Origin of the sequence: Phenylobacterium sp., from assembly GCF_037189685.1 — a bacterium.
GTDB lineage: Bacteria > Pseudomonadota > Alphaproteobacteria > Caulobacterales > Caulobacteraceae > Phenylobacterium.
The window spans coordinates 166,401-181,415 of sequence record NZ_JBBCIT010000013.1; the positions used below are offsets into that span (position 1 = coordinate 166,401).

18 protein-coding genes are annotated in these 15,015 nt (G+C 70.9%); 12 read left to right on the forward strand and 6 right to left on the reverse strand.

Features of this window, described 5'->3' with window-relative positions:
* Window positions 1-471 precede the first annotated feature (471 nt).
* The 6 genes from WG212_RS09780 to WG212_RS09805 all read left to right on the forward strand — a co-directional run bounded on the left by WG212_RS09780 (window position 472) and on the right by WG212_RS09805 (window position 4,011).
* Window positions 472-1,782, forward strand: a complete 1,311-nt coding sequence (locus WG212_RS09780) for a TROVE domain-containing protein (RefSeq protein WP_337186903.1) — start codon at window positions 472-474, stop codon at window positions 1,780-1,782.
* Window positions 1,779-2,015, forward strand: coding sequence for a helix-turn-helix domain-containing protein (locus WG212_RS09785; RefSeq protein WP_337186904.1), 237 nt, complete (start codon window positions 1,779-1,781; stop codon window positions 2,013-2,015). The genes WG212_RS09780 and WG212_RS09785 overlap by 4 nt, the downstream gene beginning before the upstream one ends.
* 79 nt (window positions 2,016-2,094) lie before the next feature.
* The gene (locus WG212_RS09790) at window positions 2,095-2,451 is read left to right on the forward strand and encodes a nuclear transport factor 2 family protein (protein WP_337186905.1); all 357 of its coding nucleotides are present in this window, start codon (window positions 2,095-2,097) and stop codon (window positions 2,449-2,451) included.
* Between the two features lie 76 nt (window positions 2,452-2,527).
* Window positions 2,528-2,878 carry a DUF6665 family protein gene (locus WG212_RS09795; protein WP_337186906.1) on the forward strand — a complete coding sequence of 117 codons (351 nt, stop codon included), beginning with the start codon at window positions 2,528-2,530 and terminating at the stop codon, window positions 2,876-2,878.
* 148 nt (window positions 2,879-3,026) lie between these two features.
* A complete protein-coding gene (locus WG212_RS09800; protein WP_293378581.1) occupies window positions 3,027-3,548 on the forward strand; it encodes a DUF1993 domain-containing protein in 522 nt (173 codons plus the stop codon).
* Window positions 3,549-3,657: 109 nt separating this feature from the next.
* The gene (locus WG212_RS09805) at window positions 3,658-4,011 is read left to right on the forward strand and encodes a hypothetical protein (RefSeq protein WP_337186907.1); all 354 of its coding nucleotides are present in this window, start codon (window positions 3,658-3,660) and stop codon (window positions 4,009-4,011) included.
* On the opposite strand, the gene ybaK is transcribed toward WG212_RS09805, so the two are convergent.
* Window positions 4,004-4,474 (reverse strand): Cys-tRNA(Pro) deacylase, encoded by a 471-nt coding sequence (gene ybaK, locus WG212_RS09810; RefSeq protein ID WP_337186908.1) that lies wholly within the window; start codon window positions 4,472-4,474, stop codon window positions 4,004-4,006. The genes WG212_RS09805 and ybaK overlap by 8 nt on opposite strands.
* Before the next feature lie 196 nt (window positions 4,475-4,670).
* Here ybaK and WG212_RS09815 point away from each other — a divergent pair, with 196 nt between their 5' ends.
* The 3 genes from WG212_RS09815 to WG212_RS09825 all read left to right on the forward strand — a co-directional run bounded on the left by WG212_RS09815 (window position 4,671) and on the right by WG212_RS09825 (window position 8,193).
* The gene (locus tag WG212_RS09815) at window positions 4,671-5,234 is read left to right on the forward strand and encodes a biliverdin-producing heme oxygenase (protein WP_337186909.1); all 564 of its coding nucleotides are present in this window, start codon (window positions 4,671-4,673) and stop codon (window positions 5,232-5,234) included.
* Window positions 5,227-7,407 (forward strand): histidine kinase dimerization/phosphoacceptor domain -containing protein, encoded by a 2,181-nt coding sequence (locus WG212_RS09820; RefSeq protein WP_337186910.1) that lies wholly within the window; start codon window positions 5,227-5,229, stop codon window positions 7,405-7,407. The genes WG212_RS09815 and WG212_RS09820 overlap by 8 nt, the downstream gene beginning before the upstream one ends.
* Window positions 7,408-7,482: 75 nt before the next feature.
* Window positions 7,483-8,193, forward strand: coding sequence for a VOC family protein (locus tag WG212_RS09825; RefSeq protein ID WP_337186911.1), 711 nt, complete (start codon window positions 7,483-7,485; stop codon window positions 8,191-8,193).
* 53 nt (window positions 8,194-8,246) lie between these two features.
* Here the strand turns inward: WG212_RS09825 and WG212_RS09830 are convergent, their stop codons facing one another.
* The 3 genes from WG212_RS09830 to miaA all read right to left on the reverse strand — a co-directional run bounded on the left by WG212_RS09830 (window position 8,247) and on the right by miaA (window position 11,554).
* A complete protein-coding gene (locus WG212_RS09830; RefSeq protein WP_337186912.1) occupies window positions 8,247-8,657 on the reverse strand; it encodes a GFA family protein in 411 nt (136 codons plus the stop codon).
* On the reverse strand, window positions 8,657-10,447 hold the full coding sequence (locus WG212_RS09835; RefSeq protein ID WP_337186913.1) for an acetolactate synthase 3 large subunit: 1,791 nt from the start codon (window positions 10,445-10,447) through the stop codon (window positions 8,657-8,659). The genes WG212_RS09830 and WG212_RS09835 overlap by 1 nt, the downstream gene beginning before the upstream one ends.
* A 177-nt stretch (window positions 10,448-10,624) precedes the next feature.
* A complete protein-coding gene (gene miaA, locus WG212_RS09840) occupies window positions 10,625-11,554 on the reverse strand; it encodes a tRNA (adenosine(37)-N6)-dimethylallyltransferase MiaA (protein WP_337186914.1) in 930 nt (309 codons plus the stop codon).
* On the opposite strand from miaA, the gene serB reads away from it, so the two are divergent.
* Window positions 11,553-12,443 carry a phosphoserine phosphatase SerB gene (gene serB / locus WG212_RS09845; RefSeq protein WP_337186915.1) on the forward strand — a complete coding sequence of 297 codons (891 nt, stop codon included), beginning with the start codon at window positions 11,553-11,555 and terminating at the stop codon, window positions 12,441-12,443. The genes miaA and serB overlap by 2 nt on opposite strands.
* A 14-nt stretch (window positions 12,444-12,457) precedes the next feature.
* On the opposite strand, the gene mmcB is transcribed toward serB, so the two are convergent.
* On the reverse strand, window positions 12,458-12,907 hold the full coding sequence (mmcB, locus tag WG212_RS09850; protein ID WP_337186916.1) for a DNA repair putative endonuclease MmcB: 450 nt from the start codon (window positions 12,905-12,907) through the stop codon (window positions 12,458-12,460).
* A 59-nt stretch (window positions 12,908-12,966) separates the two neighbouring features.
* Window positions 12,967-13,524, reverse strand: coding sequence for a lipocalin family protein (locus WG212_RS09855; RefSeq protein WP_337186917.1), 558 nt, complete (start codon window positions 13,522-13,524; stop codon window positions 12,967-12,969).
* 197 nt (window positions 13,525-13,721) lie between these two features.
* Between WG212_RS09855 and WG212_RS09860 the strand changes: the two genes are divergently transcribed.
* Both WG212_RS09860 and WG212_RS09865 read left to right on the forward strand, forming a co-directional pair.
* Window positions 13,722-14,603, forward strand: coding sequence for a DUF817 domain-containing protein (locus WG212_RS09860; RefSeq protein ID WP_337186918.1), 882 nt, complete (start codon window positions 13,722-13,724; stop codon window positions 14,601-14,603).
* Window positions 14,604-14,639: 36 nt separating this feature from the next.
* Window positions 14,640-15,014, forward strand: a complete 375-nt coding sequence (locus tag WG212_RS09865) for a hypothetical protein (RefSeq protein WP_337186919.1) — start codon at window positions 14,640-14,642, stop codon at window positions 15,012-15,014.
* The last annotated feature ends 1 nt before the right edge of the window (window position 15,015 follow it).

The window sequence follows — 15,015 nt, forward strand, 5'->3', positions numbered from 1 at the left end:
TGCTTCAGGGCGTTGGCCGCGCAGGATCGGCGTCCTGCATGGGCGCGCTCCACGCGCTGTCGGCGTTGGTGTGTCATCTTCGGTGGCGGCAGGTCTCGGATTCATCGCTCCCCGCAAAGGGGCGGCCAGGCCAGTCCCGATGGCGGCATGCAGGCGCCGCGGGAGGAAGCGAGGTCCACGGTCGCGAGCCGTTGGCGGAAGCGCCGCCCGAGCCGACGATTCCCCGGAGATGACACATTTAATGTTGCATTATACATCAAAAGAGCTAGAAGGGCCTCGCCGGCGGCGCTTCACGCGCCGACGGCCCGGATCGGTGGCGCAGAGGACGATTCCTTCGATGGCACGGCTGAAAAGCTCAGCGGGTTCGAGGCCCGCACCCTGACGAAAGCTCCTCGGGGCCGGAGGCAGGGCTAGGCGTCTTCGCCCGTTCCCCGATCCGGCCCACGAGTGACAGTCAGAGGAGGCCCCGCCATGCGCCTGAACATCTTCGCGCCGCGCCCGCGCACCACGCACGAGGGCGCCCCGGCCGTGGTCCTGACCGCCGAGCAGGCGCTTCGCCGCTCGGTGCTGTCGTGCCTGCTCTGGGAGACCGAATTCTACGAGGACGGCCAGACCATCGCCGACCGCGTCGCGGCGCTGTCGATGGAGGTCGCCCCGCAGGTCCTCGCCGATCTGGCGGTGGAGGCGCGCGAGCGCTTCAACCTGCGCCACGCGCCGCTGATGCTGCTCGTGGGGCTGGTCCGACAGGGCGGGCCGCTGGTCGCGCCGACCATCGCGCGCGTGATCCAGCGCGCCGACGATCTGACGGAACTCGTCGCCATCTACTGGCGCCACGGCAAGCGTCCGCTCAGCAAGCAGATGAAGCGGGGCCTCGCCGCCGCCTTCGCGAAGTTCGACGCCTATCAACTGGCGAAGTACGACCGCGACGGGCCGGTGAAGCTGCGCGACGTGCTGTTCCTCGTCCATGCCAGGCCGGCCGATGAGGCGCAGGCCGTGCTGTGGAAGCAGGTCGCCGAGCGTTCGCTGCCGTCGCCGGACACCTGGGAGGTCGCCCTTTCGGGCGGCGCCGACAGGAAGGCCACGTTCGAACGCCTGCTGGCCGAGCGGAAGCTGGGCTACCTGGCCCTGCTGCGGAACCTCCGCAACATGGATCAGGCCGGCGTCGACGAGGCGCTCGTCACCGAGGCCATCCTCGGGCGTCGGGGCGCACACCGCGTGCTCCCGTTCCGCTACGTGGCCGCCGCCCGCGCCGCGCCGCGGTTCGAGCGCTGGCTGGACGAGGCGCTGATGGAGGCCGTCCTGGAAGGCCCGGTGTTCGACGGCCGCACGATCGTGCTGGTCGACGTCTCCGGCTCGATGGACTGGCGTCTGTCGGCGAAGTCGGACCTCACCCGGCTGGATGCGGCGGCGACGCTGGCGTCCGTCATCCCGGGCGACGTGCGGGTCTTCACCTTCTCGGACGAGGTGGTGGAAGTCCCGGCGCGCCGGGGCATGGCCGGGGTCGACGCGGTCGTCCGGTCGCAGCCTCACGGCGGAACCCTGCTCGGCGCCGCCGTCGAGCATGTGAACCGCCTGCCGCACGACCGTCTGATCGTCATCACCGACGAGCAGTCGCACGACCGGGTTCCGGACCCGAAGGCGGCGAAGGCCTACATGGTCAACGTCGCCAGCGCCCGGAACGGTGTGGGGTACGGCCCGTGGACCCACATCGACGGCTTCTCCGAGGCCGTGCTGAGCTTCGTCCGCGAGTCCGAAGGACTCGGGGCGCAAGCCGCGGCATGACAGCGGAAGAGCTCCGTCGGGCGGCGATCCTTCTCTTCGGCGAGCGGGGCTGGATGTCCCGGCTCGCCGAAGCGTTGGACGTCGACCGCTCGACCGTCTCGCGCTGGTTCGGCGGGCTGCCGATCCCGGGGCCCGTCGCGGCGGCGATGCATGGCTGGCTCCTGCTCTACAAGATCACCGGACAGAAGCCGGATCACCTGAATGTCCTGGCGAGGCGACGGCCCGAACCCTGAGCCCCCGCCGCACTGCTGCCATGACGCTGTCAAGAGGCCTGGCCGACACTGGGTTTCAGAACAGCTTCAGGAGCCCCCGATGACCACCACCCAGGATGTCGCCAACGCCCTCGTGACGATGTGGAAGGCCGGCCAGTTCGACGAGTCCGGCGAGCGGTACTGGGCTGACGACGTCGTCAGCTACGAGAACATGCCGGGCGACGACATGGGCGAGATCCGCGGCAAGGCCGGGGTCCGCGCCAAGGGCGAGTGGTGGGGCGCCAACCACGAGGTCCACGGCGTCGAGATCCAGGGGCCATACCTCAACGGCGACCAGTTCGCCGTGCGCTTCCGCATGGACATCACGCCCAAGGGCGGCGCCCGCCACGTGCTGGACGAAGTGGGCGTCTACACGATCCGCGATGGCCGGATCGCCGAGGAGCGCTTCTACTACTGAGGCCATGCCCGCAGTGGGACTTGCCCCCCGGGGGACTTGCCCCGAGGGACTTGCCAGGGCGGCGGCGGCGACCAACATGGTCGCCATGTCGTCGCTCCGCATGCCCCCACTGGCGCCCCGGACCTTGGCGTTCCAGAGCCTCAGCCGCCGCCTGGGCGTCGAGACGGGGGAGGCCGTCCTCCGGTACGAACTGCTCGAGGAGCAGGCGGGCTCGCTGGGGCGGGCCGGCCGCAAGGTCGAGGCCGCGCTCGCCGCCCTGGCGGCCCATCCGGGCGGTGAGGGACGCGCCGCGGCGCTGAAGGCCGCCTGCGACGCCGTCTGGGGCTTCCTGGTCCAGCGCGAGGTGATGGGCCTGCGCGACCGCGCTGCGGTCATCGCCCACTACGCCATTCCGCGCGAGGTCCTCGCCCGCCTCGGCGCGCGCTGAAGCCCGACCTCGGCGTCTGGGCCTCATCCCTGGGCCTTATCCCTGGGGCGCCGTACCCCGGGACGCCGTGCCTCTGGGACGCCGTACCTCTGGGGCGCCGTAGCGGAGCCCTGCTACCACCCGCGGGAATCCAGATGAGGGGGAGATCATGGCCGTCACGCTCTACGACGCCACCGTCCGTTCGTACCTGCAGACGCTGGGCGGCGTCGCGGGCTATCTCGACAAGGCCCACGCCCATGTCACCGGCCAGGGCGGCGACCCGGAGTCGCTGCTGGAGGCCCGGCTGTATGACGACATGTGGCCGCTGCGCAGCCAGGTGATCGCCACGGTCCACCACGCCAGGGGGGCGATCGCCGGCGTACAGGCCGGCGCATTCCGCCCGCCGGCGTTCGATGCGGCCTTCGACTTCGCCGGCCTCCGCAAGCTGGTCGCCGACGCCGTCGCCGAACTGTCGGCGCTCACGCCCGAAGCGGTGAACGCCCTGGAGGACAAGGACCTGGTGTTCGAGCTGGGTCCGCGCCAGATGCCGTTCCGCGGCGCCGACTTCCTGCTGTCGTTCTCGCTGCCGAACTTCCACTTCCACGCCGCCACCGGCTACGACGTGCTGCGGGCGCAGGGGGTGCCGCTGGGCAAGCGCGACTACATGGGCCAGATCCGCTTCAAGGCCTGACGACCCATTCTCGCCCGGATGGGATTTTACGGCCTCTCCTGGGTCTGCTCGGCCGTCAACGGCCTCTCGAGGGCGTTGACGGCCTGGCGCCCAAGGCCAACGGTGGCGCATGGCGACGACATACGATTCCAACCAGCCGCCGCCCGAACATTGGGACGACGAGGTCGCAACCTCGCTCATCGGGAAGACCGTGCTGGTCGGTCTGACGTACTGCGGCCCGGACGATCAGGTTCTGCATCGTGAGCAGTTTCACGGGTTCGTCCGGTCGGCCGACCGTAGGGCGGGCATAGGGCTGGAGTTGGATGGAGACAGGATCGGCGAGCGCTACACGCTTCCGCCAATGACCCAGGTGTTTCAGCGCGCAAGCCTCGGCGAATACCGGTTGTCTGGCACTGGTGAGGTCGTTCACGATCCCGACTTCCTCGCCACCTACACGATCTACCGCTCGGAAACCGCTAGCTGATCGCCGCCACGACCGCCCCCAGCACCCGCACCAGGTCCACAGGTGCGAGGCGGACCTGGAGCCCGCGCTGGCCGCCGTTCACGAAGGCTTCGGGCAGGGCCGCGGCGTCGGCGTCGACGATGGTCGGGACCGGCTTCTTCTGGCCGAACGGGCTGACTCCGCCGACGCGGTAGCCCGTCATCCGCTCGGCGTCGGCGGGCTTCATCATCTCGGCCGCCTTGCCGCCCAGCGCCGCAGCCAGCCGCTTCATCGAGACCTCGCGGTCCGAGGCCAGCACCACGCAGGCGGGCTTGCCGTCCACCCTGACCATCAGGGTCTTGAGCACCTGGCCCGGCGGCGCGCCCAGCGCCTCGGCCGCCTGTAGGCCCACCCGCTCGGCCTTCGGGTCATAGGCGTAGGTCGCCAGCGCATAGGTCACGCCGACGGCGTCGAGGGCGCGCGTCGCGGGCGTGGCTCGGCTCATGGCCCGCGCTGATGACGCCCCGCCCGGCGCGGATCAAGCCTTCTTCGCCCGTCGAGGCCGCGCGTCGGTCCTATGGAACGAAATGGCCCTGTGGAACGAAATGGCGTTGAGTCGGATTTCCGACCGAACCCTGCGCGCGGGGACTCTATCCTGCCCCTTCCCGCCCTATTCAGACTGGGACCCCTCCAGAGCCGGTATGATCAGTGACGCCCACCGACGCCTGCGCGACGCCACGCGGGCCGATCACGACCGGCTCGAACGTCGGGTCGACATCCTGCGGCGCATCGCCCGTCCGGAGGCGCGCCGGGGGTTGATCGAAGGATTCTACGGCCTGCATCTCGACGCCGAGGCGGCTATGGCCCCCTGGCTGGCCGATCTGCCCGGCCTCGATTTCACCGCCCGCCGCCGAAGCGGGTTGCTGGCCCGCGACCTGGCCGCCGCGGGCGGATGCGCGCCGGTCCCCGAACCGTTCGAGGTGGCCGGGCGGCCCGAGGCCCTGGGTCTCATGTACGTCCTGGAAGGCTCCACGCTCGGCGGCCAGGTGATCCGCCGCGAAGCGGTCCGCGCCGGCGTGACCATGAGCGGCCTGGGCTTCCTCGACCCGTATGGCGCCGAGGTGGGACCGCGGTGGAAGGCTTTCCTGACGGTCGTCGACGCGCAGGCTGTAGGTGAAGACGATCTCTTGTCCCTGATCGCCGGCGCGCGCCGGGGCTTTGCCCTGGCCGAGGCGCGTCTCTGCGGGGTCCCGGCGGTTGGCTGACCCGATCCCGCTCATGGGCGACGCCGCCCGGAATGCTGACCCTGGGAACGACGACGCCTGCGCGCGCGAGCCCATCCATGTCCCCGGCGCGATCCAGCCGCACGGCGCCATGCTCGTGGCCGGGCGCACGACCCAGGAGATCACCCACGGCGCCGGCGACGTCCGCGGCCTGCTGGGCGTTCAGGCCTGGATCGGCCGCACGCTGGGCGAGGTCCTAGGCGACGGACTGGCCCAGCGCATCGCGCGCATCACCCAGTCCAGCGCCAGCGGTGGCTACGCGGGGCATGTCGGCATGGCGGGCGCACCGCTCGACATCTCGGCCCATGTCGATGGCGACCGGCTGATCGTCGAGATCGAGCCCGGCCTCGAGACGCCGCTGCCGGCCACCGCCATCCTGGGCCAGCTCGAGGCCGCCGGGGCCGCCTTCGAGCGCGCGGCGAGCCTCAAGGCGCTGTGCGACCGGGCGGTCGTGGAGTTCCGCCGCATCACCGGCTTCGACCGGGTGATGATCTACCGCTTCCTGGACGACAGCGCCGGCGCGGTGCTGGCCGAGGACGTGGCCGAGGGTATGCCCTCGTTCCTGAACCATCACTTCCCGGGCTCGGACATCCCGGCGCAGGCGCGCGCACTCTATGTCCGCAATCTCGTCCGGGTGATCCCCGACGTCGGCTACGCGCCCGCCGCGCTCGAACCGTCGTGGGCCGACGTCCCGCTGGACATGAGCGACTGCGTGCTGCGCTCGGTCTCGCCGGTCCACATGCAGTACCTGCGCAACATGGGGGTGGGGGCTTCGGCGTCGGTCTCGATCGTGATGGACGGCGTCCTGTGGGGCCTGATCGCCTGTCATCACCGCGAGCCGAAGCTGATGCCGTACGACGTGCGCGCCGCGGCGCGCACCCTTGCGGGCGGGTTCGCGCGGCAGGTGAAGGCGATGGAGGAGGCCGAGGGCTATCGCGAACGCCTGCGCCTGCGTGGCCTGGAGGACGAGGTCACGGCCCGCTTCGCCCGCGACGGCGGCCTGGACGGCAACCTGGCCGAGGCGGCGCCGACTCTGCGCCGCATGCTCGCCGCCGACGGCGTCGCCGCCTTCCGCGCCGGCGAACTCCACATGGACGGCGCCCATCCGCCCGAGAGCCAGGTGCTGGACCTGGTCCGGTGGGTCGAGGCCCAGGGGCCCCATCCCGTCGTCACCGACCGGCTTCCCGAGGCCTATCCCGCCGCGCGGGCGTTTCAGGCCCAGGCCAGCGGCCTCCTGGCGCTGGTGGTCGCGCCGGACGAGCCCTTCGTCATCCTCTGGTTCCGCGCCGAGGAGGTCCAGGTGGTCGAATGGGCCGGCAATCCCCACAAGGCGGTGGCCCTCGATCAGGACGAGGCCCTGACGCCGCGCGCCTCGTTCGAGGCCTGGCGGGAGACGGTTGAGGGCCGGTCGCGGCGCTGGAGCCTGGCTGAAGTCGACGCCGCGGCGCGCCTGCGCGACACGCTGCTCGAAGCCCGCAGCCACCGCCGTCTCCAGGAGCTGAACGTCCGCCTGAGCGATGCGGTGCGCGAGAAGGACGGGCTGCTCCAGCAGAAGGAACTGCTGATCAAGGAGGTCAACCACCGCATCCAGAACAGCCTCCAGCTCGTCTCCAGCTTCCTGGGGCTTCAGGCGCGTTCGCTCGCCGATCCCAGCATCCACGCGGCCTTCGACGAGGCTCGCCGCCGCCTGCAGGCCGTGGCCCTGGTTCACCGCCGCCTCTACCGGGCCGATCAGATCGAGACGATCGAACTGGGCCGCTACCTGGAAGAACTGGTGGCCGACATGAACGCGTCCCTGGGCCGCGAGTGGGAGGGGCTCGTGACCGTCGAGGCCAGCCCCATCCTGATTCCCACGGACCGCGCCGTGACCCTGGGCCTCGTGGTGACCGAACTCGTCATCAACGCCAACAAGTACGCCTATGGCGGCGCGCCCGGCCCGGTCCAGGTGACGCTGGAGGCCCAGCGGGCCAACCTGCGCGTGGTGGTGGCCGACCAGGGCCAGGGCAAGCACGCGCCCGGCGAAGGCTTCGGCAGCCGGATGATGACCGCCATGGTCCGCCAGCTTCAGGGCGAGCTCGTTTTCGCGGGCAACCGGCCCGGCCTGCGCGCCATCCTGACCTGCCCGGTGGCGGCGCCCATCCAGCCGGCGACATAGCGCCTCCCTTCAGGCCTGCGTTGCATCTGCGAGTCGTTCGCAGGCATAGTGCGGCGCGGCCCGTAGGGAGGCGACATGAGCTCGCGCCGGCTTTCTCACATCCTGATCCGCGTCGCCGACCTGCACGCGGCGGTGGCGACGTATCGCGCCCTGGGCTTCACCTGCGTCTGGGGCGCCGACCCGGACCGCGCCCACAATGCCCTGATCTATTTCGAGGAGGGTCCGTTCCTCGAGCTCTTCACCCCGCCGGCGCCGTCCAAGGCGCGCGACGGCGCGGTTTCGCTGGTGGCGGGCCCTCGCGCCGCCGCGCGGCTCCGTCGTTGGGCGACACCGGGTGAGGGGCCCATCGAATACGCCGTGGAGATTCCGGATTTCGAGCTGGGCGCAAGCCGGGCCGACCTGAGGAAGGCCGGGATTCGGATGTCGCGGCCGTTCCGGGGGCGGCGCCGGAGACCGGACGGGATCGAACTGGCCTGGTGGCTGTCGATGCCATCGGACCTGGAGCTGCCGTTCCTGATGGGGACGTATCGTCCCGCCGACGACCAGCCGCCTGAGGCGCGGCGCCACCTCAACGGCGCCCGGCGCGTGGCCGCGCTCGACCTGACCCACCCGGATCCCGCGGGCTATGCGACGCGCCTGGCGCTCTACCTGGCGGACGCCCCGGACGGGCAGGGGATAAGGATCTCCGAGGGTAAGGCCTATGGCGTCGTCGGCCTGCGGATCGAGGGGCTGGCGCACGATATCCCGCCTGAAGCCGCCCACGGCGCCCTGTTCAGTCGCGCCTGATCGGTCGCGCCTGATCGGTCGCGCCCGGGGGCGCAGGCTCAGCTTGGTGAGGCTCAGTCCGGCGCTTCCTCGGGCCAGGCGGGCAGTCCGTCCGGGATCGGCCACCAGGCGGCTTTCGACCCCGTCTGGATATGGAAGCCGTGCGTCAGGTCGGCGCCGTCCCCGTCCAGCGTGCCGACGCGCAGGCGCTTCGTTCCCGGCGTGTCGTCGCGCTGGCTGAAGATCGGGCTTCCGCAGGCGCCGCAGAACACCCGCCGCTTGCCGGGCGAGGCGCGGTGCTCGCGCAGCAGCGCCTCGCCCTGGAGCAGCCGGAACGCCGTGCTGGCCACCGGCATGTTGGCGGCGAAGGCCGAGCCCTGCGCCTTGCGGCACTGGCCGCAGTGGCAGAACTGGACGGGCGCCAGCGGCCCGTCCACCTCGTAGCGCACGCCCCCGCAGAGGCAGCCGCCGCCATGCGCGGCCATCACACCAGCCGCTTGCCGGCGTCGTCGATGATCGAGCCCAGGTCGCGGGTCTCCTCGGCCATGATCATCTCGTTGTGCGCCTTGCCCGACGGGATCATCGGGAAGCAGTTCTCCTCCTTCGTCACCCGGCAGTCGAAGAGGACGGGCTTCTTCACCGCGATCATCTCGCGGATCCTGTCGTCCAGTTCGTCGGGGGTCTCGGCGCGCAGGCCGACGCAGCCGAACGCCTCGGCCATCTTCACGAAGTCGGGGAGCGAGGCCGAGTACGAGTGGCTGTAGCGCTCGCCGTGCAGCAACTGCTGCCACTGGCGGACCATGCCCATCCACTCGTTGTTCAGGATGAAGATCTTGATCGGCAGGCCGTACTGGATGGCCGTCGACATCTCCTGCATCGTCATCTGGACGCTGGCGTCGCCCGCGATGTCGATGACCAGCGCGTCCGGATGGGCCATCTGCACGCCCACCGCCGCCGGCAGGCCGTAGCCCATCGTGCCCAGCCCGCCCGAGGTCATCCAGCGGTTCGGCTCGTCGAAATGGAAGTACTGGGCCGCCCACATCTGGTGCTGGCCGACCTCGGTGGTGATGTAGGTGTCGTGGCCCCGGGTCAGCTCGTAGAGGCGCTGGACCGCGTGCTGCGGCTTGATCAGCTTGGCGTCGGGCCGATAGCGGAAGCACTCGCGCGCCCGCCAGGCGTCGATCTGGGTCCACCAGTCCTTCAGGGCCGGCGCGTCGATCGACAGGTTGCGGCCCTTCCAGGCGGCGATCAGGTCCTCGAGGACGGCGGCCGCATCGCCGACGATGCCCACGTCGGCGCGCACGTTCTTGCCGATCGAGCTGGCGTCCACGTCGATGTGGATCTTGCGCGAGGTGGGGGCGAAGGCGTCCAGCCGGCCGGTCACCCGGTCGTCGAAGCGCGCGCCGATGGCCACCATGACGTCGCAGTCGTGCATGGCGTTGTTGGCTTCGAAGCTGCCGTGCATGCCCACCATGCCCAGCCACTGCGGGCTGGAGGCCGGGAAGGCGCCCAGGCCCATCAGGGTCGAGGTGACCGGCGCGCCGGTGAGGGCCGCCAGCTCGCGGACCAGGTCCGAGGCGCGCGGCCCCGAGTTGATGACGCCGCCCCCGGTGTAGAGGATCGGCTTCTTGGCCCGCGCCAGCAGGGCGACGGCCTCGGCGATCTTGCCGGCGTCGCCCTTCACCTTCGGCGCGTAGTTGTGGGCGTGCTTCACTTCGGCCGGGCCCTGATAGGCGCCCTTCGAGAACTGCACGTCCTTGGGGATGTCGATGACCACGGGGCCGGGTCGGCCCGAGGTGGCGATGTGGAACGCCTCGTGGATGATCCGCGGCAGGTCGGCCACGTCCTTCACCAGGTAGTTGTGCTTGGTGCAGGGCCGGGTGATGCCGATGGTGTCGCATTCCTGGAAGGCGTCGGTGCCGATCAGGTGGGTGGCGACCTGGCCGGTGATGACCACCATCGGGATGGAGTCCATCAGGGCGTCCACGATCCCGGTGACCGCATTGGTGGCGCCGGGGCCCGAGGTGACCAGCACCACGCCGCACTTGCCGGTGGAGCGGGCATAGCCCTCGGCCGCGTGGGTCGCGCCCTGCTCGTGGCGGACCAGCACGTGCTGGAGCCGGGGCTCGGCGAAGAGGGCGTCGTAGATCGGCAGCACCGCCCCGCCCGGATAGCCGAACAGCACCTCGACGCCCTGGTCGATGAGGGCGCGCACAACGATCTCGGCGCCCGAGAGCGTGGTCGTTTCGGCTTCGATCGTCTGATGGGCGGTCATGGGGTGAGCCTGAAGCAGAGGGTGGACAGGGTAATAAAAAAGGCCCGCGAGGGGCCTGGGACGTGCGACCGATCGGTCCTGACGGGAAGTCAGTCCGTTACGGTCGCCCAACGAGTACGAGGATAGTGCGCACGAGATTTCCCGCGGTTGATCGGAACGGGCTTTCGCATGCCCCGCTCAGGGCGTCAAGCCGGGGTGGAGCGCAAGAAACTGCCTCCAGTGGTCGCGGGGGTCCAGACCGGTCAGCCGCGGCCAGTCCGCCATGCGGCCCCGCATCCAGGTCGACTGGCGCTTGGCGTAGCGGCGGGTCTCCTGCTGCGCCGCCTCGAGCGCCGGGCCCAGCGTCGTCTCGCCCCTCAGATAGGCGGCGAACTCGCGCACGCCCACCGCTTTCATCGCGGGCAGGTCGGGGTCCAGGTTCCGCGCCATGAGCGCTCGCACCTCGTCCAGGGCGCCGGCGGCCGCCATCGCCTCGAGCCGTGCGTCGCAGCGGGCGTAGAGCGCCGCCCGCGGGGGGTCGATGGCGACGGCCCGCCAGCTTCCGGCGGGAAGCTGGCCCTCCGCCCGCCCCTGATGGTCGCTGAGCGGCGCGCCGGTGGCGGCGTAGACCTCCCACGCGCGCACCAGCCGCTGGCGGTCGCCGGGCGCGATCCGGCCCGCCGCCGCCGGATCGACGCCGGCCAGCCGCTCGCGGAAGGCGGCCTCGCCCATCGTATCGTAGTCCCCGGCCGCCGCCTGCCGCGCCGAGGCCGGCACGTCGGGAATCCCGGCCAGCCCCCGGGTGAGCGCGTGGAAGTAGAGGCCCGTGCCGCCCACCACCACCGCGTCGCATCCTCGCCCGGCGATCCCGTCCAGCGTCGTGCGGGCCGCCCGCAGCCAGCGTCCCACCGACCAGCCGTCGGCTGGATCGGCGACGCCGAACAGGTGATGCGGCGCCTTGGCCGTCTCGTCGGGCGAAGGCCCGGCGGTCAGCACGCGCAGGCCGGCGTAGAGCTGCATGGAGTCCGCGTTCACGATCTCGCCGCCGACGGCTTCCGCCAAGGTGAGGGCCAGGGCCGACTTGCCGCTTGCCGTGGGTCCGGCGATCAGCCAGATGCGGCCGGTCATGGAACTCGTCCTTACCCTCGTCAGTCCCGATGCCGCCACGGCGACCGCCGCCGCAGATCGCGCCAGAGCAGCGCTCGCAGGCGCGGGCATGGCCGTCAAGGCGCCCAGGCCGCTGGGCGAGGGGGCCTTCGACCTGCCCCTGATCGCGGATCGCGCGGCGGTCGAGGCCGTCGTCGCCACCGAGCTGGACGGCCTGCCGGTTGACGCCTGTGTCCAGCCCGCCGCCGGCCGTCGGAAGCGGCTGCTGATCGCCGACATGGATTCGACGATCATCAATGTGGAGTGCCTGGACGAGCTGGCCGACTTCGCCGGCCTCAAGGCCGAGATCAGCGCGATCACCGAGCGCGCCATGCGCGGCGAACTGGCCTTCGAAGGCGCGCTGCGCGAACGCGTAGGGATGCTGAAGGGGCTGGCCGCGACGGCCCTGCAACAGGCGTACGACGAACGCGTCCGCCTGAATCCCGGCGCCCGCACCCTGGTCCGCACCATGGCCGCGCATGGCGCCCGCTGCGCCCTGGTCTCGGGGGGCTTCACCTTCTTCACGTCGCGGGTGGCCGAGGCGGCGGGCTTCCATCTGAACCGGGCCAACACCCTGATCGAGGCCGACGGCCGCCTGACCGGCGAGGTGGGCGACCCGATCCTGGGCAAGGAGGCCAAGCTGGCCGCGCTGGAGGAGTTGACCGCGGAACTGGGCGTCCCGCTCTCGGCGGCGCTGGCCGTGGGCGACGGCGCCAACGACCTGGCGATGATCCAGGCGGCCGGCCTGGGCGTGGCCTACCGCGCCAAGCCGGTCGTGGCGGCCCAGGCCCACGCCAAGGTCGACCACGCCGACCTCACCGCGCTGCTCCACTTCCAGGGCTATGCCGCGGAGGCGTTCGTCTCGGACTGAAGACGCCTGCCAGCCTAGAGCGCGGTCGCCGCGACGCCGGCGGCGCGGAGGGCGGCGAGGCGCGCGAAGGCGAGGGTCAGGGCCTTGCGGCGGGCGCCGGCCAGCGGAATGGCGGGCGCCTCGCGCAGGACGGCGCCGCCGAACCCGTCGGCGACGATCAGGCCCGGCTCCTCGGGCAGGATGTCGCGCGGAAACTCCGGGGCGACGGCGAAGGCGAAGGCGTCGCAGTATGGCCGGTACTCGGGCCACTTCAGGTCGACCCGGAAGTCCTCCACGCCCGACTTCACCTCGACGATGAAGATCTCGCCCTTCGGGCCCAGGGCCATGAGGTCGGCGCGGCGGCCGTTCGGCAAGGTCACCTCGGTCAGCGGCGCATAGCCCAGGGCCGTCAGCAGGCGCGCGGCGCCGCGGGTGACCGAGGTTGTGGTCTCGGGCCGGGAGACGGTGACGATCGTGACGTCCATGCCGCCACCCTGTTCCGCCTTCGTTCCGAGTTCAAGGGGGCTGTGGCGCCGCGGGCGGCTCAGAAGCGGCCGGGGGAGGGGAATTCCAGCCGGCCGACGTCGAAGCCGAGCTGGCGGATGCGGGCGACCGCCTGGGATTTCACGCCCGACGGCAGGGTGGGGCGCTGCGACATCAGCCAGAGGTACTTGCCGTTGGCGGTGGCCAGCACCAGCCAGCCCTGTTCGCGCCGGTGTTCGACCACGACGTAGTCCTGGCTCACCACCCCGCCGAAGAAGCTCATCTTGATCTTCGCGTTGGTGCGCGGGTCGGCGACCGTGGCGCGCGCCTTCCAGACCGCGAGCTTCCCGTCCGGCCCGCCCTTGCGGCACGACTGGACCACGGCGAAGCCCTGGGGCTGGCCCTGGGGCTGGGGCGTCCAGTCCGAGGCGCCTGCGGTGCAGCCGTTCTGGAGCTGGTTGGGGACGCGGGCGACCTCGTACCAGCGGCCCATCATGTCCGACAGCTCGATGCGGCCCGTGGGCTCCACCGTCATCGCCTGCGCGGCGGCGGGCGTCGGCAGCGCGGGCGCAAGCAGGGTCGCGGCAGCGATCGCGGCGAGGGCGGGGCGCAGGATCATGTTGCGGTGCAATATACCAAGGCCGGGCGAATGGGAATGCGACGGGCCGCGCGCCGAATGGACGCATGGCCCGGATGACTGGCCCCTGAATGCGGCCGCGGGATGGCTGACCCGATCTTCGGAATCTTTGGCTGAGCCCCGACTGTTCTGCACCGGCCGTGCATCATCCCTGGCCGCGTCGGCGTCAGGGTGACGGCATGAGCGCCACACCGTCAGGGGCCGTGCAGGCCGTCGCCGCCTCCCGCCTGGCCGCCGCCGCCCGCGAGTTCGTGCTGTTCGGAATGAAGCAGGCCTGGGCCTGCCTGTTCGGCGGCCTGATGCTGGCCGCGCTGATCGCGACGCACCTCTGGTGGCCCGGCGGTGCGCCGCTCGCGCGCTACGACGCCCTGGTGATCTTCGCCGTGGCCGTGCAGGCGGGGCTGCTGGCGACGGGCCTGGAGACGCGGCGCGAGGCGCTGGTCATCCTGGTGTTCCACGTCGTGGGCACGGCGATGGAGGTGTTCAAGACCGCGCAGGGCTCGTGGATCTATCCCGAGGACAGCCTGCTGCGGATCGGCGGCGTCCCGCTGTTCTCGGGTTTCATGTATGCGGCCATCGGCTCGTACATCGCCCGCATCTGGCGGCTGATGGACTTCCGCTTCCCCGGCTATCCGCCGCTGTGGGCGCCCTGGCTGCTGGCGCTGGCCGCCTATGTGAACTTCTTCACCCACCACTACGTCGTCGACGTGCGGATCGCGCTGTTCGGGCTGTCGCTGATGATGTTCTCGCGGACCTGGGTGGTGTTCACGCCGGGCCGGAGGCCGCGACGGATGCCGCTGCTGCTGGGCTTCGTGCTGGTGGCCCTGTTCATCTGGATCGCCGAGAACGTCGGCACCTTCACCGCCGCCTGGACCTACCCCGACCAGGCCGGCGGCTGGCGCCCCGTGGGCCTGGGCAAGCTGGGGGCGTGGTATCTGCTGATGCTGCTCAGCTTCGTGCTGGTGAGTCTCCTGCATCGCCCGCGAGCGCCGGGCGACGAGGCCTGGACGACCAGCTATTCGAGGATACCGGACAGTGACGGCGTGGAACGCGCCTCGTGATAACGTGGCAGTGCGCTAGCCAGAGGACATGGCCGGATGAAGCTCCTTGCGATCTTGGCAACCGCCACCACGCTGATCCCATGGGGTGAGACGCAACCCTACGAGACCTACTATGCAACGCTGAAGGCGCAGTGCCCAATGAAGCGGCTGGAGTGGCTTGCTCCGTCGATTCTGCAGGAGGAACTGCTGCTCTACCCGATCAGCGGCGAGGCGCGGCGTCGCATGGAAACCGGGTGGCGAACCAGATGCCCGGAGCATGGCTTCGATTCCGGCTGCGGGAACGCGGTGGCGATGCATGTCCTGATCGAGGAAGGGCAGTTCTCTTCTTTCGTGAGCGGCCTGTGCCGGAGCTATCGGGCTTGTGCTGAAGTGGCCCTGTGCGAGCGCCGGAGCCCGGCGCCCGCACGGTGAC